Origin of the sequence: Leifsonia xyli subsp. cynodontis DSM 46306, assembly GCF_000470775.1 — a bacterium.
GTDB lineage: Bacteria > Actinomycetota > Actinomycetes > Actinomycetales > Microbacteriaceae > Leifsonia > Leifsonia cynodontis.
Map to the genome: position 1 here is coordinate 1,577,819 of NC_022438.1, position 25,377 is coordinate 1,603,195.

Annotated in this window: 37 protein-coding genes; 27 read left to right on the plus strand and 10 right to left on the minus strand. The window is 65.3% G+C overall.

Annotated features, from left to right (window positions below; all coding sequences use genetic code 11):
* Nucleotides 1-79: 79 nt before the first annotated feature.
* Nucleotides 80-769, minus strand: coding sequence for a lysophospholipid acyltransferase family protein (locus O159_RS07490; protein ID WP_021755157.1), 690 nt, complete (start codon nt 767-769; stop codon nt 80-82).
* Between the two features lie 42 nt (nt 770-811).
* Nucleotides 812-1,762, minus strand: coding sequence for an ROK family glucokinase (locus O159_RS07495; RefSeq protein WP_021755158.1), 951 nt, complete (start codon nt 1,760-1,762; stop codon nt 812-814).
* A 167-nt stretch (nt 1,763-1,929) separates the two neighbouring features.
* On the opposite strand from O159_RS07495, the gene O159_RS07500 reads away from it, so the two are divergent.
* Nucleotides 1,930-3,756, plus strand: coding sequence for an AMP-dependent synthetase/ligase (locus O159_RS07500; RefSeq protein ID WP_021755160.1), 1,827 nt, complete (start codon nt 1,930-1,932; stop codon nt 3,754-3,756).
* Between the two features lie 144 nt (nt 3,757-3,900).
* On the opposite strand, the gene def is transcribed toward O159_RS07500, so the two are convergent.
* The 3 genes from def to O159_RS07515 are packed head-to-tail and all read right to left on the minus strand — an operon-like array spanning nt 3,901 to nt 9,216.
* Nucleotides 3,901-4,392 carry a peptide deformylase gene (def, locus tag O159_RS07505; protein ID WP_021755162.1) on the minus strand — a complete coding sequence of 164 codons (492 nt, stop codon included), beginning with the start codon at nt 4,390-4,392 and terminating at the stop codon, nt 3,901-3,903.
* Between the two features lie 50 nt (nt 4,393-4,442).
* Nucleotides 4,443-5,753 carry a MinD/ParA family ATP-binding protein gene (locus O159_RS07510; protein ID WP_021755164.1) on the minus strand — a complete coding sequence of 437 codons (1,311 nt, stop codon included), beginning with the start codon at nt 5,751-5,753 and terminating at the stop codon, nt 4,443-4,445.
* Nucleotides 5,754-5,811: 58 nt separating this feature from the next.
* A complete protein-coding gene (locus O159_RS07515; RefSeq protein ID WP_021755165.1) occupies nt 5,812-9,216 on the minus strand; it encodes a pyruvate carboxylase in 3,405 nt (1,134 codons plus the stop codon).
* Nucleotides 9,217-9,296: 80 nt separating this feature from the next.
* Between O159_RS07515 and O159_RS07520 the strand changes: the two genes are divergently transcribed.
* The 3 genes from O159_RS07520 (at nt 9,297) to O159_RS07525 (ending at nt 11,847) form a co-directional block, all read left to right on the plus strand.
* Nucleotides 9,297-10,106 (plus strand): ParA family protein, encoded by an 810-nt coding sequence (locus tag O159_RS07520; RefSeq protein WP_043994137.1) that lies wholly within the window; start codon nt 9,297-9,299, stop codon nt 10,104-10,106.
* 624 nt (nt 10,107-10,730) lie between these two features.
* A complete protein-coding gene (locus O159_RS16805; RefSeq protein WP_407929765.1) occupies nt 10,731-11,012 on the plus strand; it encodes a tyrosine-type recombinase/integrase in 282 nt (93 codons plus the stop codon).
* Nucleotides 10,900-11,847 carry a tyrosine-type recombinase/integrase gene (locus tag O159_RS07525; protein WP_081689840.1) on the plus strand — a complete coding sequence of 316 codons (948 nt, stop codon included), beginning with the start codon at nt 10,900-10,902 and terminating at the stop codon, nt 11,845-11,847. Before O159_RS16805 ends, O159_RS07525 begins: the two co-directional genes overlap by 113 nt.
* An 89-nt stretch (nt 11,848-11,936) precedes the next feature.
* Here O159_RS07525 and O159_RS07530 read toward each other — a convergent pair whose 3' ends face one another.
* Entirely contained in the window at nt 11,937-12,431 is a 495-nt protein-coding gene (locus O159_RS07530; RefSeq protein WP_021755168.1) for a helix-turn-helix domain-containing protein, read from the minus strand.
* Nucleotides 12,432-12,508: 77 nt separating this feature from the next.
* On the opposite strand from O159_RS07530, the gene O159_RS07535 reads away from it, so the two are divergent.
* From O159_RS07535 to O159_RS07545, 3 genes are read left to right on the plus strand one after another with little or no spacing between them, the layout of a single operon-like run.
* Nucleotides 12,509-12,769 (plus strand): helix-turn-helix domain-containing protein, encoded by a 261-nt coding sequence (locus O159_RS07535; RefSeq protein ID WP_021755169.1) that lies wholly within the window; start codon nt 12,509-12,511, stop codon nt 12,767-12,769.
* 33 nt (nt 12,770-12,802) lie between these two features.
* Nucleotides 12,803-13,579: a phage antirepressor N-terminal domain-containing protein gene (locus tag O159_RS07540; protein WP_021755170.1), complete on the plus strand. Its 777-nt coding sequence runs from the start codon at nt 12,803-12,805 to the stop codon at nt 13,577-13,579.
* Nucleotides 13,576-13,791 carry a hypothetical protein gene (locus O159_RS07545; protein WP_021755171.1) on the plus strand — a complete coding sequence of 72 codons (216 nt, stop codon included), beginning with the start codon at nt 13,576-13,578 and terminating at the stop codon, nt 13,789-13,791. The genes O159_RS07540 and O159_RS07545 overlap by 4 nt, the downstream gene beginning before the upstream one ends.
* Before the next feature lie 119 nt (nt 13,792-13,910).
* Here O159_RS07545 and O159_RS14005 read toward each other — a convergent pair whose 3' ends face one another.
* A complete protein-coding gene (locus O159_RS14005) occupies nt 13,911-14,159 on the minus strand; it encodes a helix-turn-helix domain-containing protein (RefSeq protein ID WP_081689841.1) in 249 nt (82 codons plus the stop codon).
* A gap of 94 nt (nt 14,160-14,253) precedes the next feature.
* Here O159_RS14005 and O159_RS07550 point away from each other — a divergent pair, with 94 nt between their 5' ends.
* Nucleotides 14,254-14,487 carry a helix-turn-helix domain-containing protein gene (locus O159_RS07550; protein ID WP_043993636.1) on the plus strand — a complete coding sequence of 78 codons (234 nt, stop codon included), beginning with the start codon at nt 14,254-14,256 and terminating at the stop codon, nt 14,485-14,487.
* Nucleotides 14,488-14,890: 403 nt separating this feature from the next.
* Entirely contained in the window at nt 14,891-15,169 is a 279-nt protein-coding gene (locus O159_RS07555) for a hypothetical protein (RefSeq protein WP_144267589.1), read from the plus strand.
* 135 nt (nt 15,170-15,304) lie between these two features.
* On the opposite strand, the gene O159_RS07560 is transcribed toward O159_RS07555, so the two are convergent.
* Nucleotides 15,305-15,664: a hypothetical protein gene (locus O159_RS07560; RefSeq protein WP_043993638.1), complete on the minus strand. Its 360-nt coding sequence runs from the start codon at nt 15,662-15,664 to the stop codon at nt 15,305-15,307.
* Nucleotides 15,665-15,827: 163 nt separating this feature from the next.
* Between O159_RS07560 and O159_RS07565 the strand changes: the two genes are divergently transcribed.
* A complete protein-coding gene (locus O159_RS07565) occupies nt 15,828-16,178 on the plus strand; it encodes a hypothetical protein (RefSeq protein WP_021755173.1) in 351 nt (116 codons plus the stop codon).
* Nucleotides 16,179-16,192: 14 nt separating this feature from the next.
* Here O159_RS07565 and O159_RS07570 read toward each other — a convergent pair whose 3' ends face one another.
* The gene (locus O159_RS07570; RefSeq protein WP_144267592.1) at nt 16,193-16,486 is read right to left on the minus strand and encodes a hypothetical protein; all 294 of its coding nucleotides are present in this window, start codon (nt 16,484-16,486) and stop codon (nt 16,193-16,195) included.
* A gap of 77 nt (nt 16,487-16,563) precedes the next feature.
* Between O159_RS07570 and O159_RS07575 the strand changes: the two genes are divergently transcribed.
* Nucleotides 16,564-16,836, plus strand: a complete 273-nt coding sequence (locus tag O159_RS07575; RefSeq protein ID WP_021755175.1) for a hypothetical protein — start codon at nt 16,564-16,566, stop codon at nt 16,834-16,836.
* 14 nt (nt 16,837-16,850) lie between these two features.
* Here O159_RS07575 and O159_RS07580 read toward each other — a convergent pair whose 3' ends face one another.
* Nucleotides 16,851-17,468 carry a hypothetical protein gene (locus O159_RS07580; protein ID WP_021755176.1) on the minus strand — a complete coding sequence of 206 codons (618 nt, stop codon included), beginning with the start codon at nt 17,466-17,468 and terminating at the stop codon, nt 16,851-16,853.
* A gap of 164 nt (nt 17,469-17,632) precedes the next feature.
* Between O159_RS07580 and O159_RS07585 the strand changes: the two genes are divergently transcribed.
* From O159_RS07585 to O159_RS07655, 16 genes are all read left to right on the plus strand, one after another.
* The gene (locus O159_RS07585) at nt 17,633-18,349 is read left to right on the plus strand and encodes a phage antirepressor KilAC domain-containing protein (protein ID WP_081689842.1); all 717 of its coding nucleotides are present in this window, start codon (nt 17,633-17,635) and stop codon (nt 18,347-18,349) included.
* Between the two features lie 148 nt (nt 18,350-18,497).
* Nucleotides 18,498-18,632, plus strand: coding sequence for a hypothetical protein (locus O159_RS16255; protein ID WP_269078334.1), 135 nt, complete (start codon nt 18,498-18,500; stop codon nt 18,630-18,632).
* 113 nt (nt 18,633-18,745) lie between these two features.
* A complete protein-coding gene (locus O159_RS07590; protein ID WP_021755178.1) occupies nt 18,746-19,060 on the plus strand; it encodes a hypothetical protein in 315 nt (104 codons plus the stop codon).
* A gap of 199 nt (nt 19,061-19,259) precedes the next feature.
* The gene (locus O159_RS15005) at nt 19,260-19,451 is read left to right on the plus strand and encodes a hypothetical protein (protein ID WP_021755180.1); all 192 of its coding nucleotides are present in this window, start codon (nt 19,260-19,262) and stop codon (nt 19,449-19,451) included.
* 100 nt (nt 19,452-19,551) lie between these two features.
* A complete protein-coding gene (locus O159_RS07600; protein WP_144267594.1) occupies nt 19,552-19,833 on the plus strand; it encodes a hypothetical protein in 282 nt (93 codons plus the stop codon).
* Nucleotides 19,830-20,105 carry a hypothetical protein gene (locus tag O159_RS07605; protein ID WP_021755182.1) on the plus strand — a complete coding sequence of 92 codons (276 nt, stop codon included), beginning with the start codon at nt 19,830-19,832 and terminating at the stop codon, nt 20,103-20,105. Before O159_RS07600 ends, O159_RS07605 begins: the two co-directional genes overlap by 4 nt.
* 273 nt (nt 20,106-20,378) lie before the next feature.
* On the plus strand, nt 20,379-20,978 hold the full coding sequence (locus O159_RS13250; RefSeq protein WP_021755183.1) for a PDDEXK family nuclease: 600 nt from the start codon (nt 20,379-20,381) through the stop codon (nt 20,976-20,978).
* Entirely contained in the window at nt 20,975-21,856 is an 882-nt protein-coding gene (locus tag O159_RS07615; protein WP_021755184.1) for a hypothetical protein, read from the plus strand. Before O159_RS13250 ends, O159_RS07615 begins: the two co-directional genes overlap by 4 nt.
* A complete protein-coding gene (locus tag O159_RS07620) occupies nt 21,853-22,242 on the plus strand; it encodes a hypothetical protein (RefSeq protein ID WP_021755185.1) in 390 nt (129 codons plus the stop codon). The genes O159_RS07615 and O159_RS07620 overlap by 4 nt, the downstream gene beginning before the upstream one ends.
* A gap of 25 nt (nt 22,243-22,267) precedes the next feature.
* The gene (locus O159_RS07625) at nt 22,268-22,714 is read left to right on the plus strand and encodes a hypothetical protein (RefSeq protein ID WP_021755186.1); all 447 of its coding nucleotides are present in this window, start codon (nt 22,268-22,270) and stop codon (nt 22,712-22,714) included.
* Entirely contained in the window at nt 22,711-23,034 is a 324-nt protein-coding gene (locus O159_RS07630) for a hypothetical protein (RefSeq protein WP_021755187.1), read from the plus strand. Before O159_RS07625 ends, O159_RS07630 begins: the two co-directional genes overlap by 4 nt.
* Entirely contained in the window at nt 23,031-23,447 is a 417-nt protein-coding gene (locus O159_RS07635) for a hypothetical protein (RefSeq protein ID WP_021755188.1), read from the plus strand. Before O159_RS07630 ends, O159_RS07635 begins: the two co-directional genes overlap by 4 nt.
* Complete coding sequence (locus tag O159_RS13255; protein WP_021755189.1) at nt 23,447-24,217, plus strand: hypothetical protein; 771 nt, start codon at nt 23,447-23,449, stop codon at nt 24,215-24,217. The genes O159_RS07635 and O159_RS13255 overlap by 1 nt, the downstream gene beginning before the upstream one ends.
* The gene (locus tag O159_RS07645; RefSeq protein WP_021755190.1) at nt 24,214-24,582 is read left to right on the plus strand and encodes a hypothetical protein; all 369 of its coding nucleotides are present in this window, start codon (nt 24,214-24,216) and stop codon (nt 24,580-24,582) included. The genes O159_RS13255 and O159_RS07645 overlap by 4 nt, the downstream gene beginning before the upstream one ends.
* The gene (locus O159_RS14500; protein WP_021755191.1) at nt 24,579-24,914 is read left to right on the plus strand and encodes a hypothetical protein; all 336 of its coding nucleotides are present in this window, start codon (nt 24,579-24,581) and stop codon (nt 24,912-24,914) included. The genes O159_RS07645 and O159_RS14500 overlap by 4 nt, the downstream gene beginning before the upstream one ends.
* Nucleotides 24,915-24,925: 11 nt before the next feature.
* On the plus strand, nt 24,926-25,354 hold the full coding sequence (locus O159_RS07655) for a hypothetical protein (RefSeq protein WP_021755193.1): 429 nt from the start codon (nt 24,926-24,928) through the stop codon (nt 25,352-25,354).
* The last annotated feature ends 23 nt before the right edge of the window (nt 25,355-25,377 follow it).

A 25,377-nucleotide genomic window follows, 5' to 3' on the forward strand; every position in this document is an offset into this window, starting at 1 on the left:
AGACGTGGGATAGATTGACTACCGAGCCTATCGCGCCGAGGAGGGTGCGTGGTCCGCGTGACCGCGGAGGCCGCCACCCTCAGACGGAGGGAGCCGCGCGCCTCTCCTTCACGGTGCTGGCGTAGACATCCACGTACTCCTGGTCGCCGAGACCGTGCAACGCGTACATGATCTCGTCGGTGACCGAGCGCAGGATGAAGCGGTCGCCCTCCATCCCATCGAAGCGCGAGAAGTCGAGCGGCTCGCCGATGACGATGCCGATGCGGCCGAGCTTGGGCAGCCGCTTGCCGATGGGCATGATCTCGGCAGTGTCCACCATCGCGACCGGGACGACCGGCACACCGGCCTCCAGGATCATCCGGGCCACGCCGGTGCGGCCACGGTAGAGCTTGCCGTCCGGGCTTCGCGTGCCCTCCGGGTAGATGCCGAGGATCTCGCCGCGCGCGAGGACGGCGAGGCCGGTGTTGAGGGAGGCTTCCGAAGCCTTGCCGCCGGAGCGGTCGATGGGGAGCTGGCCGGTGGCGGTCATGAACGCCTTCGTCGCCCACCCCTTGAGACCGCGGCGCGTGAAGTAGTCGCTCTTGGCGAGGAACGAGACGTGCCGGTCGACGACGATCGGCAGGAAGATCGAATCGATGAACGACAGATGGTTGCTCGCGAGGATCACCGCGCCGTCCTTCGGGACGTTCTCGAGCCCGACGACCCAGGGGCGGAAGACGCCGCGCAAGAGCGGCCCCGCTATGACGTACTTCATCAACCAGTAGAACATCGATCGAAAGCCTAACCCGCGGAGCGCTCCCCCGCGACGTCGTCACAGCGAGGCGGCGTGCAGGCGGGCGAGGTCGGCGGCTCCGACCACACCGGCGTCGTTGACGAGCTCGGCGATGCGGAACTCGGGCTCCGGGTGGTAGCCGCGCGCGGGGAGATTCTCGAGGTAGGCCAGCCTGATCGGCTCGAGCAGCAGCTCCCCCGCCTGCGCGACGCCGCCGCCGAAGGCGAAGAGCTGCGGGTCCAGGATGGCGCCGAGGCTGGCGCAGGCCTGGCCGAGCCAGTCGCCCAGCTGGCGGAGGGCCGCGAGAGCGCCCGCGTCGCCGGCCCCGATCAGCTCGGAGATGTCCGCTCCGCCGAGCGAGCCCTTGCGCTGGCGGACATCGGCGAGCGCCTGGCCGATGCCGCCGGCGTCGGCCAGCTCGCCCGCGATCCGTTGCAGAGCCCGGCCGGAGCCGTACTGCTCGATGCAGCCGCGCGCGCCGCAGCCGCAGGGCCGGCCACCCGGGACGACGCGCATATGGCCGATCTCGGCGCCCGCGCCGAAGCCGCCGCGGAAGAGCCGGTCGTCGCTCACGATCGCACCGCCCACCCCGGTGCCGATGGTCAGAATCACCATATCGCTCACCAGGCGGCCGGCCCCGTACCGGAACTCGGCCCATCCCGCCGCGTTCGCATCGTTCTCGATGATAACGGGGAGGTCGAGACGCTTCTCGAGCTTCTCCCGGACGGGCTCGGAGCGCCAGTTGATGTTGGGCGCGTAGTAGACGATCGACTGGCCGGCGTCGATGAAGCCGGCGGCGGCGACGCCCGCGCCGACGATCCGCTCCGGTCCGTCTGACAGGCGCTGGACCATCGCGACGACGGCGTTCTCGATCTCCTCGGGCCGGGTGGCGTCGGTGGCCACTCTGTCCTCGCGGACGATCGCGCCGAGTTCGTCGACGACAGCGCCCGCGATCTTGGTCCCGCCGATATCGATGCCGATCGCGTGCATAAGCGAGCACTCCAATTACATTAGGGGAGGATGGGATGGGGCGGGCCAGTCACGAGAGACCAGCGCACCCTCTAGAGTAGAGACCAGCGCACCCTCTAGAGTGTCATTAACCGTCCGTGGCCGAAGCCATTCGGCCGGAAAGCCCACCCGGTATCGAGGGAGCTGCCGTGAACCTGTCAGAGACATCCGCTCTCGTCCCCGCCGACCCCGAGGCCAACGCGACCGATCTGCTCGTGCAGCGAGTGCGGGCCACCCCGGACGCCGCGCTCTTCAGCCTGCCCGACGGTGCGAGCTGGACGGACGTGACGGCCGCCGAGTTCCACCGTCAGGTGGTCGAGCTGGCCAAAGGCCTCGCCGCCGCAGGCGTGCAGCCGGGCGACAAGATCGGCCTCATGTGCAGAACGCGCTACGAGTGGTCGCTCATCGACTTCGCTGTCTGGTTCGCCGGTGCCGTGCTGGTGCCGATCTACGAGACCTCCTCCCCCGCGCAGATCCAGTGGAACATGGCGGACTCGGGCGCGAACACCATCATCCTGGAGAACGCGGAGATGTTCTCCCGTTTCGACGAAGTACACGCCGACCTCCCCTTCGTCCAGAACGTCTGGCAGCTGCACCTCGGCGACCTCGGCAAGCTCGCCGCCGCCGGCGCGGCCGTCCCGGACGAGGAGATCGAGCGCCGCCGGAACCTCGCCCACGGCGAGGACATCGGGACGCTGATCTACACCTCCGGCTCGACCGGCCGCCCGAAGGGGTGCGTGCTGACGCACTCGAACTTCGTGGAACTCGCGCGGAACTCGGCCGAGGCTCTGCAGGAGGTCGTGAAGCAGCCGGGCGCCTCCACTCTCCTCTTAATCACCACCGCTCACGTCTTCGCGCGGTTCATCTCCGTGCTCTGTGTGACCGCGGGGGTGAAGGTCGGGCACCAGGCGGACACGAAGCAGCTGCTGCCGGCGCTCGCGAGCTTCAGACCGACGTTCCTCCTGGCCGTGCCGCGCGTGTTCGAGAAGGTGTACAACTCGGCCGAGCAGAAAGCGGAGGCCGGCGGGCACGGCAAGATCTTCCGCGCCGCCGCTGAGGTCGCGGTCGAGCACTCCCGGGCGGTCGAGGCGGGGAGAGTGCCGTTCGGCCTCAAAGTCAGGTTCGCGCTGTACGACCGGCTCGTGTTCTCCAAACTGCGCGCTGCGATGGGCGGCCGCGTGGTCTACGCGGTGTCGGGATCGGCTCCGCTCGGCTCCCACCTCGGCCACTTCTTCCACAGTCTCGGCATCAAGATCCTGGAAGGCTACGGTCTCACCGAGACCACGGCCCCGGCCACCGTGAACCGGCCCGACACGTTCAAGATCGGCACGGTCGGCCCCGCCCTCCCCGGCGTCGATCTGCGGCTCGCGGACGACGGCGAGATCCAGGTGCGCGGTGTCAACGTCTTCAAGGAGTACTGGCAGAACCCGGAAGCAACGGCGGAAGCGTTCGAGGACGGCTGGTTCCGCACCGGCGATCTGGGCTCCTTCGACGCAGACGGTTTCCTGACGATCACCGGCCGCAAGAAAGAGATGATCGTCACTGCCGGCGGGAAGAATGTCTCCCCTGCCGCGCTCGAGGACCCGATCCGCGCATATCCCCTCGTCGGCCAGGTGGTCGTCGTCGGCGACCAGAAGCCGTTCATCTCAGCCCTGGTCACCCTCGACACCGAGATGCTCCCCGTCTGGCTGGCCAACAACGGCGAAGATAGGGACATGACCCTCGCCGAGGCGAGCGTCAATCCCGCCGTCAACGAGGAGATCCAGCGCGCCATCGACGCCGCCAACGCGCGCGTGTCCCGGGCGGAGAGCATCCGCAAGTTCGTCGTCCTCGCCACCGAGCTGACCGAGGCGAGCGGTCATCTGACGCCGAAGCTCAGCATCAAGCGCAGCGTGATCCTGGCGGACTTCGCAGATGTGATCGACAAGCTCTACAGCGACAACCCGAAGACCCAGGGGATTTCGCTGGCCCACTGAGCACCTGGCCCACTGAGCACGCGGGGCTGGGCGACCGACAGCAGCACGGTCCGCCGAGGAGGCCGCTGTGCGTTCCCGCTTCCCCGCCTCCGGCGACCGCGGGAGGCCCAGGCGGTCATCCCGACACCCCCGAGGGCGTCGAGTCTAGAACCAGTCGGACTCGCGGACCTGCTTCATGGCCTCGCGGCGCGAGTCCCTGTCCAGACGGTCGAGGTAGAGCTTCCCCTCGAGGTGATCGGTCTCGTGCTGGAGGGCCTGCGCCATGACCCCGGTGCCGGAGAGCTCGATCTCGGCGCCGTCCAGGTCGATGCCGCGCACACGAGCGAACGGATACCGTGCGGTCTTGAAACACAGGCCGGGCACCGAGAGACACCCCTCGTCCACCAGCTCGGGCTCCCCGGAGACCTCGACCAGCTCGGGGTTGAGGATGTAGCCGACCTCGCCGTCCACGTTGTAGCTGAAAGCACGCAGGCTCACGCCGATCTGCGGGGCGGCGACCCCGGCGCGCCCCGGCGGGAGAACCGTGTCCACGAGATCCTCGACCAGGCTGCGGACACTCTCATCGAATTCGCCGACCGGCTCCGACAGGGTCTTCAGCACAGGGTCGCCGAACAAGCGGATCTGGCGTTCGGTCACGGAGGTCTCCCTTGGAATGATGCTGTGGTGCGTGAGCGGCTGCGCGCCGCTCAGTCCCGCTCGGATGGCAGGCCCTCGACCACCAGCGCGGCGAGCGTGCGGGCCGAGAGCTTGGTGAGGGGTTTGAGGTCTTTCCACGACACGACCGAGCCGGCGGCCAGCTGCGAGTCGTACGGGATGCGAACGATCTCGCGGACGCGCGAACGGAAGTGCGATTCGATCTCCTCCAGCTTCACCAGGTTCGTTCCCTGGGTGGCCGTGTTCAAGGCGACGACGGCGTTGCGGACGAGGTCGCCGTAACCGTTCGCCTCCAGCCAGGTCAGCGTCTCGGAGGCGAGCCGCGCCTCGTCCACGCTGCCGCCGGAGACGATCACGAGCGAGTCTGCGCGCTGGAGAGTCGCCCGCATGACCGAGTGGACGATGCCGGTGCCGCAGTCGGTCAGCACGATCGAGTAGTACCGCGCCGCCAGATCGGCGACCACGTTGTAATCGTTCTCGTCGAACGCCTCGGACAGCATCGGGTCCGTGTCCGAGGCGAGCACGTCGAGCCGCGTCTCATCGCGCGAGACCAGAGCGGAGAAATCGGTGAAGCCGGAAATGCTCGCGGCCTTGTGTACCACATCGCGGACGGTCGCCCGCGTCTGCTTGGGAACACGCTCGGAGAGCGTGCCGCGGTCGGGGTTGGCGTCGAGCGCGATGATCCTGTCCTCGCGGGCGTCCGCCAGCGCCATCCCGAGCAGGGTGGTCACGGTCGTCTTGCCGACGCCCCCCTTGCGGGTCAGCACCGGGACGAACCGGGTGCCTCCCTCGAACTGCTTCTGGATGCGGTGGTCGAGCTCCTTGCGCGCCCGCACCCGGGCGGAGTCGCCGAGGTTCACGGCGCGGAAGGTCACCGCGTAGACGAAGCGCTGCCAGACGCCCTCGGGGCCCGGCCGGGTCTTGCGGTTGACTTCGAGCAGCCGGTCGGCGGTCAGCATGGTGGCGGGTTCCGGCTGCGGCGAGTGCTCGCCGCGCAGCCGGTCGCGCCGGGACTGCGCGAAGGCTCCCTGACGCAGCGCCTCGTGCGACGGGGTGTGCTCCCCCTCGCCCCCGGCGAGGTCGCCCTCAGCCGAGCGGGCCGCCAGACGCGATGCCAGGATCGCAACGGACGTCGTGGTGGGCTCGGTGGGCGACTGCACGAACCCGGGGTCGACGGGAACCTCGTCGATCGCGACAGCCGCTTCGTCCTCGGGGATCTCCCGAGGCGCGGTCGGCGGAAGGTCGAGGGCAATGCTCAGTGTGTCCGGGGTGCTGACGGTCAGCTCCTCGTCCTCCGCCGGCGCGAGGGCACCGCGCTCGGGTTCGTCCGGCTTGTCTGCCACGGGTGGTCTCCTTCTGCCGCCCACAGGAGGCGACTGCCACAGTTTACCGGGACAGGCCTCAGAGCGGAGTGACGACCACGAGCAGGTCGCCCGCACCCACTTGCTGGGTCTTCGGGATGGCGAGCCGCTCCACGACACCGGCGACCGGAGCGGTGATGGCCGCTTCCATCTTCATGGCCTCGATGGACGCGACCGCCTGCCCCGCCGCGACGGAGTCGCCGACGGCGACGTGCAGAGTCACCACGCCGGAGAAGGGCGCTGCGACCTGGCCCGGCTTGGCCGTGTCCGCCTTCTCCGCCGCCTTCGCCTCCACGACGATGCTGCGATCGCGCACGAAGACGGGGCGCAGCTGGCCGTTGAGCGTGGTCATGACCGTGCGCATGCCCTTCTCGTCGGCCTCGCCGATGGCTTCCAGGCCGATGTACAGGCGCACACCCTTGCTGAACTCGATGACATGCTCGGCGCCGGGACGCAGACCGTACAGGTAGTCGAGCGAGTCGACCACCGAGAGGTCGCCGAACAGCTCGCGCATCTGCTCTTGGATGCGCGTGGGAGCGGGGAAGAGCAGACGGTTGAGGGTCGCGCGACGCTCTTCGCTGGAGCCCTCCAGCGCCCGCACATCGGCGGCGGACAGGTCCTCGACACCGACCTTCACCGTCTTGCCCGCCAGCACCTTGGTGCGGAAGGGCTCCGGCCAGCCGCCGGGCAGCTCGCCCAGCTCCCCGGCCATGAAGCCGACGACCGAGTCCGGGATGTCGTACTTCTGCGGGTTCTCGGCGAAGTCCTCGGGGTCGGCGCGCACCGCCGCGAGGTGCAGCGCGAGGTCGCCGACCACCTTGGAGGACGGTGTCACCTTGGGGATGCGGCCGAGGATTCTGTTCGCTGCGGCGTACATGTCCTCCACCAGCTCGAAGTCCTCGGCGAGTCCGAGCGCCTTGGCCTGCTGACGCAGGTTGGAGAGCTGGCCGCCGGGGATCTCGTGCTTGTAGACCCGGCCCGTGGGGCCGGGGAGCCCGGACTCGAACGGCCGGTAGACGTGGCGCACGGCCTCCCAGTAGGGCTCGAGGTCCTGGACCGCCGTGAGGGAGATGCCGGTGTCCCGCTCGGTGTGGGCGAGTGCGGCGACCAGAGCCGAAGCGCTCGGCTGACTGGTCGTGCCCGCCATCGGCGCGCTCGCGACATCCACCGCGTCCGCCCCGGCCCGCGCAGCCGCCAGCAGCGTCCCGAGCTGGCCGCCCGGAGTGTCGTGCGTGTGGACATGCACCGGCAGATCGAAGCGCTCCCGGAAGGCGGCGACGAGCTTCTCGGCCGCCGCCGGACGCAGCAGACCCGCCATGTCTTTGATCGCCAGGATGTGAGCGCCCGATTCCACGATCCGCTCGGCGAGCCTCAGATAGTAGTCGAGCGTGTACAGGTCCTCGGCCGGGTCGAGCAGATCGCCGGTGTAGCAGACCGCGACCTCGGCGACCGAGGAACCGGTCGCGAGCACCGACTCGATCGCCGGGCGCATCTGCGACACATCGTTGAGGGCGTCGAAGATGCGGAAGATGTCCACACCGGTGGTGGCGGCCTCGCGCACGAACGCGTCGGCGACCCGGGTAGGATACGGCGTGTAGCCGACCGTGTTGCGGCCGCGCAGCAGCATCTGGATGTTGACGTTGGGCAACGCCTCCCGGAGGGCCGCGAGCCGCTCCCAGGGGTCCTCGCCGAGGAAGCGCAGCGCGACGTCGTAGGTCGCGCCTCCCCACGCCTCCACCGAGAGCAGCTCGGGCGTCATGCGCGCGACATACGGCGCGACGGCGAGCAGATCCTTGGTGCGCACCCGCGTCGCGAGCAGCGACTGCTGGGCATCGCGGAACGTGGTCTCGGTGACGGCCAGGGCCGTCTGCGCGCGGAGGGCCTCGGCGAAGCCGCGAGGCCCCATCTCCCGGAGCCGCTGGCGCGAGCCGGCGGGCGCCGGGACGCTCAGGTCGAGACGCGGCAGCTTGTCGGCCGGGTCCGCGGTCTCGGGGAGAGCGCCGTTCGGCTGGTTGACGGTGACGTCGGCGAGCCAGTTGAGCACCTTGGTGCCGCGGTCCTTGGAGGGGCGGCCCTTGAACAGTTCCGGCCGCTCCTCGATGAAAGAGGTAGAGACGTCGCCGGCGAGGAAGTCGGGATCGTCGAGCACGGCCTGCAGGAACGGGATGTTGGTGGCGACACCGCGGATGCGGAACTCGGCCAGCGCCCGGCGCGCCCGCTGGATCGCGGCGCGGTAGTCGCGTCCGCGGCAGGTGAGCTTGGCGAGCAATGAGTCGAAGTGCGGACTGGTCTGCGCGCCCGGGTTGATCGTGCCGCCGTCGAGGCGGATGCCGCCGCCGCCGGGCGAGCGGTAGGTGGTGATCTTGCCGGTGTCCGGACGGAACCCGGCGGTGGGGTCCTCCGTGGTGATACGGCACTGAAGCGCCGCGCCGCGGATGTACACCGTCTCCTGGCTGAGGCCCAGATCGGCGAGGGTCTCGCCCGCGGCGATGCGCATCTGCGACTGCACCAGGTCGACGTCGGTGATCTCCTCGGTGACCGTGTGCTCGACCTGGATGCGCGGGTTCATCTCGATGAAGACGTGCTCGCCCGCACGGTCGCCCGCGGTGTCGAGCAGGAACTCCACGGTCCCGGCGTTCTCGTAGCCGATCGAGCGGGCGAAGGCGACAGCGTCGCGGTAGAGGGACTGACGGATGTCCTCCGGCAGTTTCGGCGCCGGAGCGATCTCGATGACTTTCTGGTGGCGGCGCTGCACCGAGCAGTCGCGCTCGAAGAGGTGCATCGTCTCGCCAGCGCCGTCGGCCAGGATCTGAACCTCGATGTGACGGGGGCGCAGCACGGCCTGCTCAAGGAACATCGTCGGGTCGCCGAAGGCGCTGTCCGCCTCGCGCATGGCCTCGTCGAGAGCGGAGCGCAGCTCCTCCTCGGCGGCGACGCGGCGCATCCCGCGGCCGCCGCCGCCGGCGACGGCCTTGACGAAGAGGGGGAAGCCGATCTCGCCGGCCTGCGCGAGGAGGGCGTCGACGTCCTTCGACGGCGGGGTCGACTTCAGCACCGGGACGCCCGCGGCGATCGCGTGCTCCTTCGCGGTGACCTTGTTGCCGGCCATCTCCAGCACCTTCGCGGGCGGGCCGATGAAGGCGATGCCCGCCGCGCGGGCGGCCTCGGCCAGTTCAGGGTTCTCGGAGAGGAAACCGTAGCCCGGGTAGATCGCGTCCGCCCCCGACTCCCTGGCGACGCGGATGATCTCCTGCACATCCAGGTACGCGCGCACCGGATGACCCGGCTCGCCGATCTGGTACGCCTCGTCCGCCTTCAGACGGTGCATCGAGTCACGGTCCTCATACGGGAAGACGGCCACCGTCTGAGCGCCCAGCTCATAAGCGGCCCGGAAGGCCCGGATAGCGATTTCACCGCGATTGGCAACGAGGATCTTACGGAACATTGGGAACCTTTCGAGCAGGGGTTCGCACCACATAGCAAACGGTTAGGTAGTCCAAGACTAGTGAAGGTAACGTGGCTGTCGTGCATGTACTCAGCGTTAGCTCCCTCAAGGGCGGTGTCGGCAAGACCACGGTAACGCTCGGTCTGGTCTCGGCGGCGTTCGCGAAAGGTCTGCGGACGCTCGTCGTCGACCTCGATCCGCAGTCCGATGTCTCGACAGGGATGGACATCCAGATCGCCGGTCATCTGAACGTCGCCGACGTGCTCGCCTCCCCCAAGGAGAAGATCGTGCGCGCGGCGATCGCGCCGTCTGGCTGGGCCAAGGGTTGCGCGGCCACGATCGACCTCATGATCGGCAGCCCGTCCGCCATCAACTTCGACGGACCGCACCCCAGCATCCACGACATCTGGAAGCTGGAGGAGGCGCTCGCCAATGTCGAGCACGACTACGATCTCGTGCTCATCGACTGCGCCCCGTCCCTCAACGCTCTGACCCGCACCGCCTGGGCCGCGAGCGACCGGGTGGCCGTCGTCACCGAGCCTGGCCTGTTCTCGGTCGCCGCCGCTGACCGCGCGCTGCGCGCCATCGAGGAGATCCGCCGCGGGCTCTCGCCGCGCCTCCAGCCCCTCGGCATCATCGTGAACCGCACCCGGGTGCAATCGCTGGAGCACCAGTTCCGGATCAAGGAACTGCGCGACATGTTCGGCCCGCTGGTGCTCTCGCCTCAGCTCCCCGAGCGCACCTCGCTGCAACAGGCCCAGGGCGCGGCCAAACCCCTCCATGTCTGGCCCGGAGAGAGCGCTCAGGAGATGGCCCACAACTTCGACCTGCTCCTCGAGCGGGTCCTCCGCACCGCCCGCATCGGCGAGTACGCCACCGCTGGCGCCTGACCCAGCCCCTCCCCCTTCTTCGTCCCCCGCTGCCCGCCCCCGGCCGCTGGAAACGGAGGAGACTCACCCCCATCCCGCCCGAATCTCCTCCTTTTCCTGCGGCACGCCGAGGTACGCGGGCAGGTCTCCTCCCTTTTCGACGGCATCGAAGAGGGAGGAGACTTCGCGCGATCCCGGGAGAGATGTCCTCCGTTTACTGGGAACGTAAATGGTAGGGTGTTTTGTGGGGTGGGGGCGTGTTAGTTAATGGGTCTGAGATCCCCGGATTTATGCGGAAGTGATGGTCTTCGGGGGGTGCATCTGCAAACATAGTTTTTGCGGTTGTATGTGGGGACTTATGTGGGTACCTGGTGAGAATGGTGGGGAGTGATGCCGAAGAAGCGGTCGCCGGGTGAGGGCGGTCTGCACTATGACAGGGCAAAGGGCCTGTGGCGTGGGCGGTATGACGACGGCTTCCACCCTGATGGTCGCCGCCGGCAGCGTGAGGTGTCGGCGCGGACGCAAACTGTCGCGCGTGAGAGGTTGAAGCAGAAGCTTGCGGAGATCGCGGAGTACGGTACGACCTTGGATCGCACGGTGACTGTTGCGGCATGGGCTGAGCACTATGTCGAGACCGATTGTCGGATGAGGCTGAAGCCGAACTCACTCGCGACTACAGAGTCTCTGATGCGCAACTGGATCGTTCCTCTCCTTGGTCGTCGCCGGATCTCGGAGCTGAAACCGTCGGATGTTCGCCTGGTGCATAAGGCCGTCTTCGATGCTGGCCTCGCGACGAGCACCGCGCGTAAGGCGCATGAGATTCTCATGCGGCATGCTCAGCGCCGCGAAGGCCGACGGGCTTGTGACGCGCAACGTCGTGGACGACGTGAAGCCTCCGGAGGTCATCGCGAAGAACCCTCGCGGTAGCCTGACCACCGAGCAGGCGCTCGCCGTGCTCGCCGCATCCGCGAACGTGGAGGGCACCCGCTGGTGGGTGGCGGTGCTCGATGGCATCCGTCAGTCCGAACGACTCGGAGCCCTGATCGAGGGCCTGGATCTTGACGCGGGGACTCTGCGCGTGGACTGGCAGCTTGAGGAGCTGCGCTCCGAGCACGGTTGCGAGCCACTCGCGGACGGACGGTGGTCGTGTCTGACCAAGCGCGGCTCGTCATGCCCCCAACGCCGGTTCAAGGTGAAACCCTCCCTGGAGTACATCCACCTGTATGGGAGGCTGGCTCTGATCCGACCGAAGTCGGGAAAATCGCGCACGGTTCCTCTCATCCCGCCCGTGGTCGCGGTCCTACGTGAATACCTTGAGGCGACGAAAGACCGCCCGAACCCCTACGGCCTGCTATGGCGGCACGAAGACGGGCGCCCCTACCTCCCGCACGAGGATCAGCAGCTGTGGCGCGACTTGCTGTTCCGAGCTGGTGTCATCAGCCAGGAACAGACGAAACCACCGAAAGACCGAGCACCCGGGACACCCGGTATCCCAACCACACACTGGGCGCGACACACCACCGCGACCGCGCTAATGGAACTCGGCATCGACGCGAAAATCGTGGGAGAGATCGTCGGCCACGTCGACGAGAAAACCCACCCGCCGCTACCAACACGTCTCCTCCCCCGCCGCCCGCGACGCAATGGAACGCCTAGGCACCCACTTCAAAGACGCACTCCACCCGCCCACAAATTGACAGCCCGACCACGAAACAACACAAGCCAGCATGTCCAAGAAGCGGCTATGCGGTCGGGTGAGTAGTAGCCGAAAACCTCATCGTCGAGGTAGGTGCCGTGGACCTGCACCCCCATCCCTGCCGAGAGGAGCATGAGTTGCCGCATGGTCTTTCCTCACTCGGCGTAGGGCTGATCCGCCTTGCGTCTTCCACGCTTCGCCACGAGCGGCAGGCTCTTCGCCGACGGGTCCTCATATGAAACCTGAAAATCCCCATCCACGTGGCCTTTGAAATGTTCTGTATGCATATTCATGCGAGCGAGGGTGGACCTTCCCCACGCATCAAGCATGTCATTGGTCCAGGTGCGGGGCTTCGGTAGCTTGCGCTGCTCGTCGACATAGGAGATTGGCGAACTGTACTCGTCAGAAGTCATAAGGAATGAGTCGATCTCCATCATGAAGGCACCGAAATCCTGGCCCAGGGCTTCAAGAACCACGGCAACTTGGTCAATGCTCATTGGGCGCACGCCGCGGATCAATTTGGAGAACTGGCTCTGGGAGACATTGCAAATGAGCGCTAATTCTTCTTGGTTGATGTCGTACCGAGCAATCAGACCGCGCAACCGGGATGTGATCTCAATTGCATACTGAGTCGGGGAATAGTCAGCCATAGCTCCATGGTGTCAGATTTGAACCGAAATCTCGAAATCTATTGCTCCTACAGTTCTCTTGAACTAATTTAGACCGTATGAACTACGAAGCTTGGAGCAGCAAGGCCATTCGCGCCATTCGCGCCATTCGCGCCATTCTCGCCGAACGAAACGAGTCGATCGAGAGCCTGTCCGAGAACACGGGAATAGCTCTTTCGACCTTGAAGCGGAGGCTCAAGGGAACCACTCCTTTCACTGTCGACGAAATCGGCATGATCGCAGACTACTTCACCCTGCCGTTCACCGCGGTGCTCACGCCGATTACCGAACGCCCTCTGGCAAACCGGTACGCGGCCTAGCGGCGATCTCTTGTGAGGCAGAGAGAAGGAAGCATGACGGAGCTGGTCCGTGTCCCCTTTCGCGGCGGAGAAGTACTTGCTGTTGACATTGATGGTAAGCCATTCGTCGCGCTGCGGCCGGCGTTCGAAGTGATCGGGCTCGACCCCGACAAGCAGATCAAGAAGATACAAGCGCGTTCATGGGCCTGCACCTCCGTTACGGCCGTACAGCTCCCCGGAAGCAGCCAGCACCGGAACATAGTCGTAAGCGACGTGCGAACCTTCCTGATGGCACTGGCGGCAATCCCGGATTCTCGCGTGAAGCCTGAGGTGCGTGACCTCCTGATCGCCTATCAGGCGGAGGTAGCGGATGTTATCGAAGCGTACTGGACCAATGGTGGCGCTGTGAATCCGCGTGCTTCCCAGGAGCAGCTTTCAAGCCTGGTGTCGCTCGCGAAGGGCCAAATGGCTGTTCTGGAATTGGGGCGAAATATCCTCCCCCGTGAATGGCTGGAGGCAAAGGCGAAGATCGTTGCGGCGCGAGCCCTGGGTGAGACACCTCAGATCAGTTCTGACGACCTTCCGCTCTATGTTGAGGACTTCCTGCGTCAGCGTGGACTGGACGCTACACGAGTCAAGGCGATTCGATCCCCGTTCGGGCGGCGTCTCTCGACAAAGTACCGCGAGAAGCACGGTCGCCCGCCCGAGAAGACACCGGCGGAAGTTGGCGGCCGTCCGAGGCAGGTGAACGTGTATTACGGCCGGGATCGGCCGCTTTTCGAGGTGACGTGGGCCGAGCACTTTGCCCCAGTTTTCGAGGATGCGTCATGACGCTTCGTATCGAGTTCGCGCCCGCGTTGATGACGCGGGAGATCGCCGCGTACTACATCGACGGCACCCTTCGAGACATCGACGACCTACGAGCAAAAGGCGAACTGACCCCCGTCGGTGGCCAGAAACGGATCAAGTTCCGCAAGACCGACTTAGACCATTACATCGCAGCTCTTGAAGAACGCGACCTCATCAAAGAACGGTCGCACTAAGCCACACCCGACCCGCCTCACCCCCTCACATCAGCCCCCCGGCCTGTTGGGCCGATTAAGGAAGGAGCAGCAATGCATACAGCTGACAGGCAGCGGTCTCAGTGAAGGGGCTCCAGTAGTCAGTGGGGCTGATCTACTCGACGACTTGCCCTGTCCATGACTTCTTGAGGCTCTACGCCTAGAGCTTTCGAGATGTGATAGAGGGCCGGGATGGGGATTTCCCGCTGCCCGTTGAGGTATCGGAGCAGCGTTCCTTTGACCATTCCGGCGTTGTTGGCGAGTTGGTCCACGGTGAGACGTTTGGCCCCTCGTTCGGCGCGGAGTTCCGCCGCCACGGCGTCGTTGAACTCATTTCCAATGGTTACCATACGATCCAATCTAGTACACTATCGGTCTCTATTGGTAGCCAAATTGATTCTTTTCCACATTGACAATCTCCAAATGGAGACCTAGGGTAGGCACATGGTTACTATATCGATCACTGAAGAGGTCGCGTACAGAGTGGCCGCGATGATCACCAGACAGGGGATGAAGAAGAACTACATCGCCAAAGCGGTAGGGATCCCGCCGACCACCTTCAAACGAAAGATAGACGGCTTCACCGACTTCACCGTGTCTGAAATCGACCGCATAGCGCGTGTTCTGGGAATCGCGCCGGCAGAGTTGCTACCTCAGTCGATGAGGACGGCCGCGTGACTGGGAAGGAACGCGTTATGAATCACATCCTATTCGGTGTGTCAGTGGGCGGTGGTGCCAAGTCGCCTCTAGGGGCTGAGGCAGCTCGACGCATCAGTTCGAACGGGTTCATGTGGAGAACGTCCGCAAGTTGTCCGATGTCGTTTGTATTGAACGGCATCTCTCCGCGAAGACGTTTGTAGTAATAGTTCCGAGACATGCCTGCTGCACCGTAGATAGCGGATGCGGTCCGCGAATCCATCCCGATAGCACGATCGATCTCCTCTGCGACTCTCCTGCTGAAATCGTTAGCTTCGCCGACTGCCCTCTTGACCACGGGTACATAGTACCCATCTGAGGGAAGATTACAAAATTTGTATCCAACTAGGTTGCATTATTGGCCCCGACTAGGTACTCTCATCGCATGGAACCGGACATTACAGAGCAGATTACGCGGGCAGTCAAAGCCGAGTTAGCCCGTCGTGACCTCGATGGTGTGGATCTTGTCCCAGTGCTCGGGATGGGGAGGAACGCCGTGTACTCGAGGCTCCGACACGAGCGAGCTTTCGACATGGCTGAGCTTTCGAAGATCACGGTTTTCATGGGAATAACGATGAATGATCTGCTCGATTCCGCCCAGTACGGACTCCGGATCGCGGAGCGTGCGACGGGAGAGTACGTGCGGACGGAGATGGCCGCGTGATCCCGTTTGGTGTTTCAGCGAGCGGCGGCGTGTCTTGTTTCGGCCGCGAATCTCTCCTCGGCTCGTGCCACCACGACGTGAGGGTCGATTCCGAAGCTCTCGCAGACCCTATAGGCGATGGGGAGTTCCCTCGGATTAGTCAGGGTTGCCTGCGGGGACTTGTCCGATTGGTCCGGTTAGATTGGGGTGGTTATGCTCGGCGGCGCGAACGCGCCGCAGGATTTCCTCAGCGAGTTCGCGGTCACTCGCCTTCTCGATGCCTGCGAGGGTGGCCATGTTGGATGCCTCATCGGCGGTTATGAACCCCGCGGCAACGAACGCCTGAAGCAGACTGCCACCATAAGCGCGCGTGATCGACACTACGGCTTGGACCTTCAGCTCTCCTTTTAGCTGACGAGTAAGCGTACTTGGTTCGATTTGGGCGCGTTGAGCAATCGTGCGGTAGCTGGCGTTGTTGGTAAGTCGCTTCAGGTACTCGTCGAAGGTTTCATCCACGATTCCATTTTGATGCATGTTTGCATCATCTGTCAACCGGATCGCCCAGTGATCTGGAGGTGATGCTGTGCGGAATCGCATCATCTAGATTATTACCATTGCAATTTTGTACCAAACTGGTGCATACTCGCATCATTCAAGTTTGTGAAGAGGGGGTGCCAGGATGGCATCGAGAGTACGGATCAAGCCGGGACTGCTCAAGCGGCTTCGCGATATTAGGGAGATCCCAAGCGAGGATCACCAGGCCCGCTTGATGGGGTTCGACCGCACAACGCTTCGCCGTATCGACGCCGGTGGTGTCCCGTCCGCCGCATTCATGGCAGCCATGTGGGAAACCTTCGGCCTCGGTCTCGGCGAGGCATTCGAGTTCGTCGAGAACGAGTCGCTGTGCAAAACAGAGCGGGACGTTGAGACCGGGATGGTAGCTACTGAGCTGGGGATGACGGCATCCGAGATCGTGGCGCGGGCGGAGCGCGCGACGGGAGAGTACGTGCGGACGGAGATGGCCGCGTGATCCCATTCGGTGTGTCAGTGGGCGGTGGTGTTCCATTCATCGGAAGCGGCGAGAGCATGGTCGGCTCGCGCGTCTCGAACGAACTGATAGGGACTCACGTTGAAGACTTCCGCAGCGATCGCTATGTCATTGGTGTTCATCGCTACCTCGCCGGCGATGATCGATGCCCAGTAACCCTTACCGCGGTCTGTGCGTGCGGCGAGCCACCGTCCGGACGAATCGCCTCCGGCGCGCAGCACCAGGAGCTCGAGGTGTTCACTGAGTTCACGGGCGAAGGCGCCGGCGGGTCGGTTCACGCTTGCGGACACAGCATCAGAGTACACAAGTGTGGGCATGTTGTAAGAACCGACTTGACACTGACCACAACTATGGACATCATGGGGGTATGACCACAGTTATGGACACATATAGCTCCACTATTGCCGGAGCGGTTCGGGCCGTGCTTGGTCACTCGAAGAAGAGCATCTCCGGGCTGGCGATGTTCCTCGACTTGAGCCGAGAGACAGCATCGTCTCGCGTAAACGGGTCGTCGGTGTTCAACGTCAACGAACTGGAGATGACGGCGCGTTTTCTCGGAATCACCGTTGACGACCTGAATGAGCTCGCCGATCTGTTCCACCGCATTGAATGCCGCAATGAGAAGAGGGTGGCCGCGTGAGTGTCGTGGTGGGGTCAGTTGACGTCGATGTGGAGTTCGCGGGTGTGTGGGAGGCCGAGGCTGCTCTTGCAGCGGACGGTGACTTTCAGGCTGGTGTGGAAACCGCTGCCGAAATAGGTGAAGCCGGCGTTGCGGAGTTGCTCGCGGGCGGCGAGCTGCTCGGCGGCGTGCCTCGAACGTTGATCCGGGATCTGCGGAAGCGGGACGCTGATCTGCTCGCCGGGAGGGATGTCGTGGTGCCCGTCGACACGGTTGTGAAGATCGTTACCCGCAACAGTGACGGACGGTTCCAGAGCCGGGTGGCTGCCCGTGTTCTTGAGGGTGAGGACAGCTTTCTCTTCGTCCCATTGGGGATCCCAATCTACGAACCAGTCCTCTTCCTGCTGCGCCACACTGCGCCCGGTGATCGTGTTCGCCTGCTCGCTGAGCTGGTTCGCGTGTTCGGCGATGTCGTTCGCTTTGCGCGCCTCCCCGAGAGCGTCCACGGCAATGCGGTTCGCGGTCTCGGCTTTCTCGTCGGCCTCCTTCGCACGGCGGTTGCCCTTCACACCGAAAACCACACCCGTCACACCAGCCATGAGAGCGACGACGACACCGGCCCAGGCTGCGATGTCACCAAACCCGACCGTCATCCAGGCAGCCTATCTACTCGCCCCGCTCCCACCAGATAACCCCCACCAAGAAGAGACGCCCCGGTGGCACCCAGGGCGTCTCAGGAAGGAACGAAGTCCTATGAACAACACAGACATTAGCATCTTCCGTCGCGAGGGGGTAGATCTCCGCGTGATCGTGATCGATGACGAGCCCTGGTTCGTCGCGGCCCGACGTTGCCTGCCTGTTGGGCTATCGCGACGCCTACAATCTCACGCGCCGTCTGGAGCCTTCCGAGAAGGGTACTCACCAGATGAGGACCCCTGGCGGACTACAACCGGTCACTCTCATCTCGGAACCCGGGCTGTACCGCGCCGTCATGCGCAGCGACTCCGCGGCCGCGCTCGACTTCCAGATGTGGGTCCTGCACGATGTCCTCCCCTCGATCCGTCGGACGGGTTCGTATGGTGCCCCGGCCGACGATCTCGCTTTGCCGGGTAATTATGTGGAGGCGTTGGAGGCGCTCCTTGTCCGGGAGCGGGCGAATCAGGCGCTCACGGTGGAGAACGCCCGGTTGGTTCCGCGTGCGGGCGCGTGGGATGCGATCGCGTCGGCGGTGGGTGACTACAGCGTGGGGGATGCGGCGAAGATCCTGTCCCGGGCGGGGGTTCCGACCGGCCTGCAACGCTTGTTCGCCCAGTTGGAGGACATCCGGTGGGTGTATCGCGGCATGGATGGGAAGTGGCGCGCCTACGCGGAGCGTGTGGAGAAGGGGTTCCTGGCGGAGAAGGCCCAGTTCCACCACCATCCCGCAACCGGGGAACTGGTGTTGGACGCCCCGCAGGTGCGGGTCACCGTGAAAGGCGTGAACAAACTGCGGCAACGTCTCCATGTTGGGGCGCTCACGGCGGTGACCGCATGAACGGGCACAGGTTCCCGCTGGGTGTCGATGGTGACGCCCGTGTGGGGGAACCAGCAGGCCGGGGGCAAACCCCCTGCCCCCGGCCTGCCCATCGTGCGACACCGGTCAATGGTGACGGCATCGCCCGCGTTCGCAAAGGGATGCGCTCGTGAGGCGGCGGGACGGGTTCACCCCCGCGCACCCGCTGCCGGTGGTGGCGTGGCTGCGTGCGGTGCAGGCGATGCGGGCGATGGAGGTAATCGCCGCCGAGAACGACGAAGACGAGCTGGAGGCGTGCGCATGAGACGCCTATTGCTGTGCCTCATGGGTTGGTGGGATGAAGCGGTCGATGCGGCGCTGCGCTCGCTTCCGCGCCCGGGCCGCGGTCGCTCTTCGCGAGCCCTCCAAGAAATAGTCATGAACGACCACATCATCCCCATCGACCATTTGTGCGATGACCTCAACCGCCGCCCAGAGCGCGTCGAGTTCGGCGCGAATCATCAGGAAGTGAGTATCGCCACCCCGGCTGAGGATTGCGTGTTGATCCTCAAGGCGGGACTTGATCGCACGCACTATGTCGAGAGCTGTCATCGCCCCAATGTACCTGCCGGCATATCGGAAGGCATGGCGGGGGTGCTGGTCCTGGCTGTCGTTTTCGTCCTGGGGCTGGCGATGACCGCGCTGCTGTGCGGGTGGGTTTTCCTGCCGGTGGGGGTTCGGTCATGGGGATGATCAACCTGCGAGCCCCTGTAACGGTGCCGGAGTGTGACCCGGTGGTGATGGTGGCCTCGTGTCGGTGGTGCGGTTTCGATGGGGAGGTCACCGCGACCGTTCTGGGCGTGGAGCGGGGGTGGTCGGCTTGCACGGTCACCTATGGGTTCACCTGCCCGAACGGGTGTGTCAACGAGATCCGCGACGACGGGGGTGGACGGTGAACCGGTGGACCGTGTTCGTGACCGGTGTTTTCCTCACCGCCGTGGTCCTGGCTTTCACTGCCGCGGTGGCGGGCCTGACCCTGCTGCGCCTGCTGGGCACCGTGATCGCGATCGGCGTGTTCACTGCCGCGTGCTGGGCGTATGAGGCCCACACGGGAACACGAGAGAGGAGGGAAACCGATGAGTAGCCCAGATGACTATGACGGCAGATACAGCTTTTTCACGGGCGGGGACGCGGTACAGCGCTGGTTCTCTGATGTGGCTGTTGATCTGCGTTCCTTAGCGGATGTGATCGAGAGGATCAGCGGGTATGACGATGACGCCACCCGCACCCGCCGTTACGCCGATATCAGCGTTGATCTCGCGGCAGACACCTGTGGCACCCTCCCGCTCCTTGTCGATCACCTGTACCGACTCCGCGATGCCCTCTACCGGGACGCGCCGTTGAAGGAGTCCGAGGTCACCGCGGCCGGCGGGGTCTTCGACCTCGCCTTCGGCGGGCGGAATGAGCGTGTTCGCGCTGGACGCATAACACCCACACCCGTGAACTCAGAGAAGGAAAACCCATGATCACGAAATACCTGACCCGGAATAAGAGGATCAACACTCGTGACCACGACATCGTGGTCACGGTCAACTGTCGCACGGACTCCTTCGGGCACACATTCCACACCATCGACCTGGCCTTCGACGAGGAGCTGAGCGTCGGCTATGTCTCCCGGGTCCTGGCTGAACTCGCCGCCCGCCTGTTGGACACCACGGACACAATCCCGCCCGGCCACACGGCCTTCTGTCATGCGCCTGCCGCCCACACCCGTGAATCAGAGAAGGAGCCGGGATGATCGTGTTCGCGTGTGTGGTCGGGTGGGGTATCGCTGTGGTGTGGGGTGCCGCCGTGGTGTGGGACTGGTTCAGCGGTCGCGGGGTGGGCTGATGGACGATGTGATGCGGACGGTTGTGGGCATTGTCTATGGGCCACGGTTCACCGGCCGTGACCTTCCACCACGACCCGGCGGCCGTAACGACAGTGTGGCTGCTGCTGGTGGTGATCATCGCCGTGACCAGTGGGATGTCGACAACCTCGTCCGCGGGGACGGGATGCCGGAGGGCGCGGCGTGACTTACTTCGATCGTATCCTCGACGATGGCACGATGCGCGAGCGGTGGCAGGAGGCGCGCTGGCCGGTGGTTGGCGCGTCCGATGCCGCGAAGCTGTCGAAAGCGTCCTCGCTCCCGTCCTACCTGCGGGGCAAGCTTTCCCGGACGGGCTTCCATGGCAACGACTACACCGCCTCCGGCCACCGGTGGGAGCCGATGATGCTCGCCTGGGCCGGTATCCCGCAGAACGTCGCGCTCGTCCACGCACCCGACGAGCCCGGGTTCGCTGCGACGCCGGACGGGATCCTTGAGCTGCCAGGCGGGCGGCTACGGCTGGCGGAGTGTAAGGCGAAGCACGGGCGGATCGTGAACGGTCCGACGCTGCCCGAGTGGCGGCAGCTCGCGTGGCAGTTCCTCGTGTTTCCCGAGGCCGAGGAGATCGAGTTCGTCTGGGCCGAGATCGTGGGCGGTGAGCTGCGCACGGCCGAGCCGAAGCACCTGACGATCCCGCGGGACCACCCGAAGATCACGGACCTGACCGCCCATCTCCTCCCTATCGCGACCGAGCTGCTGGCGCAGCTGCGCATCGCGCTCGACTTCGAAAGGCAGCTCGCATGACCAGCACCGCTCTCAAGCCGTATGACTCGGCGTCGCTTCCCGAGCGGCAGCAGTACGCGCAGACCCTCGCAACGGGCGGTGACCTGATCCCGAGGGGTCTGTGGGCGCAGGTTCGCCAGCCCGACGGCTCGGTGACCCAGGCGCCGTCGCCGGGGAAGGTGCTCCTGGTGATGGAGACCGGCGCGATGCTCGGCCTCCACCCGGTGGCAGCACTGCAGGGCGTCCACATCATTGAGGGGAAGGCGACGCTCTCACCGGCGCTGATGAGCGCGGTCGTGCGCAAGGCCGGCCACCGCCTCCGGGTGCGGACGAGTGGGAGCATCGCGGGCGGAGACTTCGCCGCGACCGCATCGCTCACACGCTCCGACGACCCCGACTTCACCTACGAGGCCACCTGGACGACTGAGCGCGCGACCCGCGCCGGCCTGATGGGCAAGGACGTGTGGAAGAAGTACGCGGAGGCGATGTGCAAGGCCCGTGCGATCTCGGAGGTGTGCCGCGAGGGCGCGGAGGACGCACTCATGGGCGTGCATTACACCCCGGAGGAGCTCGACACCCCCGTGACCCAGAACGGTGAGGCCGACGTGATCGAGGGCGTACTGGAGCCGACCGAGGACTGGGCGGCGATGATCAAGGACGCGCAGACGAAGGAAGCCGTCGAGGAGATCGTCGCGAGGGCGAAAGCCGTGGGCGAGTTCACCGACCCGGTGCGGACCCTGGCGCTCGCCCGGTACGGCGCGATCGGCCGCGCCGAGGAGAAGACCGTCGAAGCTGAGCCCGTAGCGAACGAGGGCGAGGAGGTCTCTGAGGAAGAGTACCTGCGTCGCGAGGCAGCAGAGTACGAGGCGGCGGTTGCGCGCGGTGAGGTGCAGCCGTGACCGAGCTTGTGCATGCCACGACCGGCGAGCTGATCGACTACCAGCCGGTCTCGCCGATGGAGATCGAGTTCATCATCCGCGAGATCGGCGAACGGTTGGAGACGGCAGTACCGGTCCTCAAGCAGATGTGGCGCGACCGCTACGAAGCCGAACGGGAACTGATCAAAGCGCGCGCGACCGCGATGCTCAACTCCAAGGCCGACTCCGTGACAGAGAAGCGCGCCGAGGCTGACCTTGCCGCCCTGCCGCACCGGTTGGAGTTCGACCTCAAGAAAGAGGCTCTCCACGCGGCCGAGGAGTTGCAGAAGGCTCTCACGGCGAAGCTCTACGGCTACCTCAACCTCAACAAGGCGCTCGCGTCGTCGTACAACGCGACCGGCCGCTGAAAACCCACCCAGAGAAGGGAACACCGTGTCCGATTACCTTGGCACCCTGGACGGTGCGGTCGCCGATCAGGTCCAGACTGAGGATCTCCGCGAGCTGCCACAGCCGCGTCGCACCCACCGTTCGGCGAGGAAAGCCGGAACCGCGTTCGAGTCATCCGTCGCCGCGTATCTCGCCGCCGAGCTCGACGACGACCGGATCGAACGGCGCGCGAAGAACGGTGTCAAAGACCGCGGCGACATCACCGGGGTGAAGACGATCCGCGGCGGGCGGGTCGTGATCGAGTGCAAAAACGTGGCCACCCTCGCCCTGCCCGCCTGGCTGCGGGAGGCCGAGACCGAGGCCGGCAACGACGACGCTGTAATCGGGGTTGTCGTCCACAAACGCCGCGGCGTCGCCGACCCAGCCGAGCAGTTCGTGACCATGACCCTGAACACCCTCGCCCGTCTCCTGAACGGCGGGGCCGAACTATGAGCCCCGACACGATTCCCGTCCTCATCGACATCACGGGCAACGAGATCCACATCCTTGAGCTGATCAATACCCCCGTCGGCCTCGCACTCAACGACCGCGGCGTCTACTCGCTGCTCGGCACCGTCCGTGAGGCACAGATCGCCGGGGCGCGCGAGGGGTCGCTGATCAACAGCTGGCGGTGGGACTCCGAAGGCTACTCGGGTGAAGCGAAGACGAAAGCCGCCGCCATCGCCGCGATGCTCACCGACACCGGCTATGTCCAAGCGACCCTGACCGACACGATCCCCGACCTCCTCGACCACTGGGATGGTGCCGGATGATCCCCGCGACGGTGAAGAAGGCGGTCCTGACCCGCGACGGTGGTGTATGCGTTCTGGCGTCGTTCGGGTGTCTCGGTGAGGCGACGGCGTGCGATCACCGCATCGGGCGTGGGATGGGCGGTGGCCGCGGGTTGGATGTGCCGGTGAACCTGGTGGCCGCGTGTGTGCTGTGCAACGGCCTGAAAGAGGACGACACCCAGTTCCAACGGGAGTGCGCACGCCGGGGTTTGAAAATCCGCCGCACCCAGACCACCACCCAAGACCTGGAGAACGCCGCGCGTATCCCCGTGCAATACCCCGACGGCACCTGGTGGACCCTCACCGGCACCACCAAGCGCCCGCTGCGAGCGGACGAAGCGAACACCCTGATTACCCGGCACGGGCTCGATCAGAACAGAAGGAAGGCGAGCTGATGGCGTGGTTCAAGGTTGATGACGGTTTCTGGTCACACCCTAAAACCCTGAGGCTGTCGACGGCGGCGGTGGCTTTGTGGGTGCGGGCCGGGTCGTGGTCTTCTCAGCAGTTGACGGACGGCGTCATTGAGCATCATGTGCTCGGAATGTTCGGTGCGACGGCTAAAGTAGCGCGGGAGCTCGTGGATGTCGGGTACTGGGAGATCGATGCTCGCGGCTATGTTTTCCACGATTGGCAGGACTATCAAGAGGAATCCGAGAAGGTCAAGGCCCGCCGAGAGGCTGCGCGTGAACGTATGCGCACTGTTCGCGCGAACAGAACCCGAACAGAACCCGAACATGCCAACGAACGTTCCGACGAACATGCGGAGAAGTTCGCGGGAAGTTCGGAAGAAGTTCGCCTAACCCCGACCCGACCCGACCCGACCTACTTAACAACACCTGACGGTGTTGTTGCCCGCACTCGTGGGACCCGCATCCCGGAGCCGTTCGTCGTGACCGGGCAGATGCGGGCCTGGGCGGCCAGCGAGGTCCCGGCGGTCGATGTGGACGCGGCGACCCGGAAGTTCGTGGATCACTGGCGGGCGAAGTCCGGCCGTGACGGGACGAAGCGGGACTGGACGGCCGCGTGGCGCAACTGGCTGAGAACCGACGCCGAACGCAAACCGCAGGCCCGACCGGACAAGGACGAGCGTGCTTTGTCCGTTATCGAGATGGGTCAACGCATGGCGGCGGCGGACGCCGGAGCGCGCCGGGAGGTGACGGCGTGAACATTGATGAGACCGCGAAGGTGTTGGCGAAGATCCAGCTCGGCGACAACCGCCAGATCACTTCGTTGGTGATCCAGGAGTGGCACGACACCATCGGGGACCTGCCCTATACGGACGCCGTGGAGGCGGTCAGGATGCACCGCCGTGACACGATCGCGTATCTGATGCCTGCCCACATTCGAGCCAACGCTCGCGTCCTCCAGCATCGACGCGAACGGGCGCAGCGTATCGCCCGCCCGGGCCTGCCCCGACCGGAGATCACCCTCGACCGGGAAACATTCGAGGCCGAGACACGGAAGTGGATCGAGCACTACCGCAGGCAGCGAGCAAACGAACCCATCGAGACGGAGGAGGCCACAGCGTGACCCAGATTGTGAAGTTCCCAGACGCCGTGTGGGGGCGGTTGGCGTCCCTGGCGGAAACGCGGGAGGTGTCCATCGCGGACCTGATCGTGGAGGCGGCGGAGCACCTGCTCGCGCAGGCTGGTAGCCGGCGGCGCGGCCGCCGGGTGTTGGACGGGGAGGACCCGGCGATCGCGGCGCGGATCCGCGACCTGGTGGAAACCCACCACACCACCGCGGGCATCGCCCGCGAGCTGGGCGTATCCGTGGACTCCGTGCGCACCGTGCTACGCCACCTTGGCATGCCCACCGACAACCGTTACCACGCCGCCCGGACACGGACCCAGGAACGATAGGAGAACACCCCATGACCGACCCCACCACCCCGACCAACCGCGCCACCCCGACCACCGTTGAGGCTCTGGCGGCGGAGCGGGACACGTACGCGCAGGCGCTCTGGGACGTGTACGGCATCCTCGGCTTCGACCGCGACGGTGACCCGACACCGGCCGCGTGCCTGACCTCCGGTGCTGAGGATTTCGCGAACTCGATGGTCGCCGCCGCCTGGGAGGCCCGCGAAAACACTGAGGAGGCTGTGCGTGAGGAGCGCCGCGACGCCCTCGAAGAGGTCCGCGCCCACCGGATCAAACACGTCTTCCAAGAACGCCCGAACGAGTACAGCTACCGGTGTTCCTGCGGATTCCTCGTCAAACACATCCCATTCGGCGGCCCAGCGGAGTGCCCGGAACTGTCCAACCTGATCCGCGGAACAACCGACGAGGAAACCCCCGCATGACAGACACCGACCCGCTCCTGGCA

Bases quoted from the DNA above. Each gene is read 5' to 3' on its own strand.
- O159_RS07490 (WP_021755157.1), bottom strand. From the start codon at position 769: ATGTTCTACTGGTTGATGAAGTACGTCATAGCGGGGCCGCTCTTGCGC.
- O159_RS07495 (WP_021755158.1), bottom strand. From the start codon at position 1,762: ATGCACGCGATCGGCATCGATATCGGCGGGACCAAGATCGCGGGCGCT.
- O159_RS07515 (WP_021755165.1), bottom strand. From the start codon at position 9,216: ATGTTCCGTAAGATCCTCGTTGCCAATCGCGGTGAAATCGCTATCCGG.
- O159_RS16805 (WP_407929765.1), top strand. From the start codon at position 10,731: ATGAGGCTGAAGCCGAACTCACTCGCGACTACAGAGTCTCTGATGCGC.
- O159_RS07525 (WP_081689840.1), top strand. From the start codon at position 10,900: ATGAGATTCTCATGCGGCATGCTCAGCGCCGCGAAGGCCGACGGGCTT.
- O159_RS07530 (WP_021755168.1), bottom strand. From the start codon at position 12,431: ATGGCTGACTATTCCCCGACTCAGTATGCAATTGAGATCACATCCCGG.
- O159_RS07535 (WP_021755169.1), top strand. From the start codon at position 12,509: ATGAACTACGAAGCTTGGAGCAGCAAGGCCATTCGCGCCATTCGCGCC.
- O159_RS07540 (WP_021755170.1), top strand. From the start codon at position 12,803: ATGACGGAGCTGGTCCGTGTCCCCTTTCGCGGCGGAGAAGTACTTGCT.
- O159_RS07545 (WP_021755171.1), top strand. From the start codon at position 13,576: ATGACGCTTCGTATCGAGTTCGCGCCCGCGTTGATGACGCGGGAGATC.
- O159_RS14005 (WP_081689841.1), bottom strand. From the start codon at position 14,159: ATGGTAACCATTGGAAATGAGTTCAACGACGCCGTGGCGGCGGAACTC.
- O159_RS07550 (WP_043993636.1), top strand. From the start codon at position 14,254: ATGGTTACTATATCGATCACTGAAGAGGTCGCGTACAGAGTGGCCGCG.
- O159_RS07555 (WP_144267589.1), top strand. From the start codon at position 14,891: ATGGAACCGGACATTACAGAGCAGATTACGCGGGCAGTCAAAGCCGAG.
- O159_RS07565 (WP_021755173.1), top strand. From the start codon at position 15,828: ATGGCATCGAGAGTACGGATCAAGCCGGGACTGCTCAAGCGGCTTCGC.
- O159_RS07575 (WP_021755175.1), top strand. From the start codon at position 16,564: ATGACCACAGTTATGGACACATATAGCTCCACTATTGCCGGAGCGGTT.
- O159_RS07580 (WP_021755176.1), bottom strand. From the start codon at position 17,468: ATGACGGTCGGGTTTGGTGACATCGCAGCCTGGGCCGGTGTCGTCGTC.
- O159_RS07585 (WP_081689842.1), top strand. From the start codon at position 17,633: ATGACGAGCCCTGGTTCGTCGCGGCCCGACGTTGCCTGCCTGTTGGGC.
- O159_RS07590 (WP_021755178.1), top strand. From the start codon at position 18,746: ATGAACGACCACATCATCCCCATCGACCATTTGTGCGATGACCTCAAC.
- O159_RS07605 (WP_021755182.1), top strand. From the start codon at position 19,830: ATGATCACGAAATACCTGACCCGGAATAAGAGGATCAACACTCGTGAC.
- O159_RS07615 (WP_021755184.1), top strand. From the start codon at position 20,975: ATGACCAGCACCGCTCTCAAGCCGTATGACTCGGCGTCGCTTCCCGAG.
- O159_RS07630 (WP_021755187.1), top strand. From the start codon at position 22,711: ATGAGCCCCGACACGATTCCCGTCCTCATCGACATCACGGGCAACGAG.
- O159_RS07635 (WP_021755188.1), top strand. From the start codon at position 23,031: ATGATCCCCGCGACGGTGAAGAAGGCGGTCCTGACCCGCGACGGTGGT.
- O159_RS13255 (WP_021755189.1), top strand. From the start codon at position 23,447: ATGGCGTGGTTCAAGGTTGATGACGGTTTCTGGTCACACCCTAAAACC.
- O159_RS07655 (WP_021755193.1), top strand. From the start codon at position 24,926: ATGACCGACCCCACCACCCCGACCAACCGCGCCACCCCGACCACCGTT.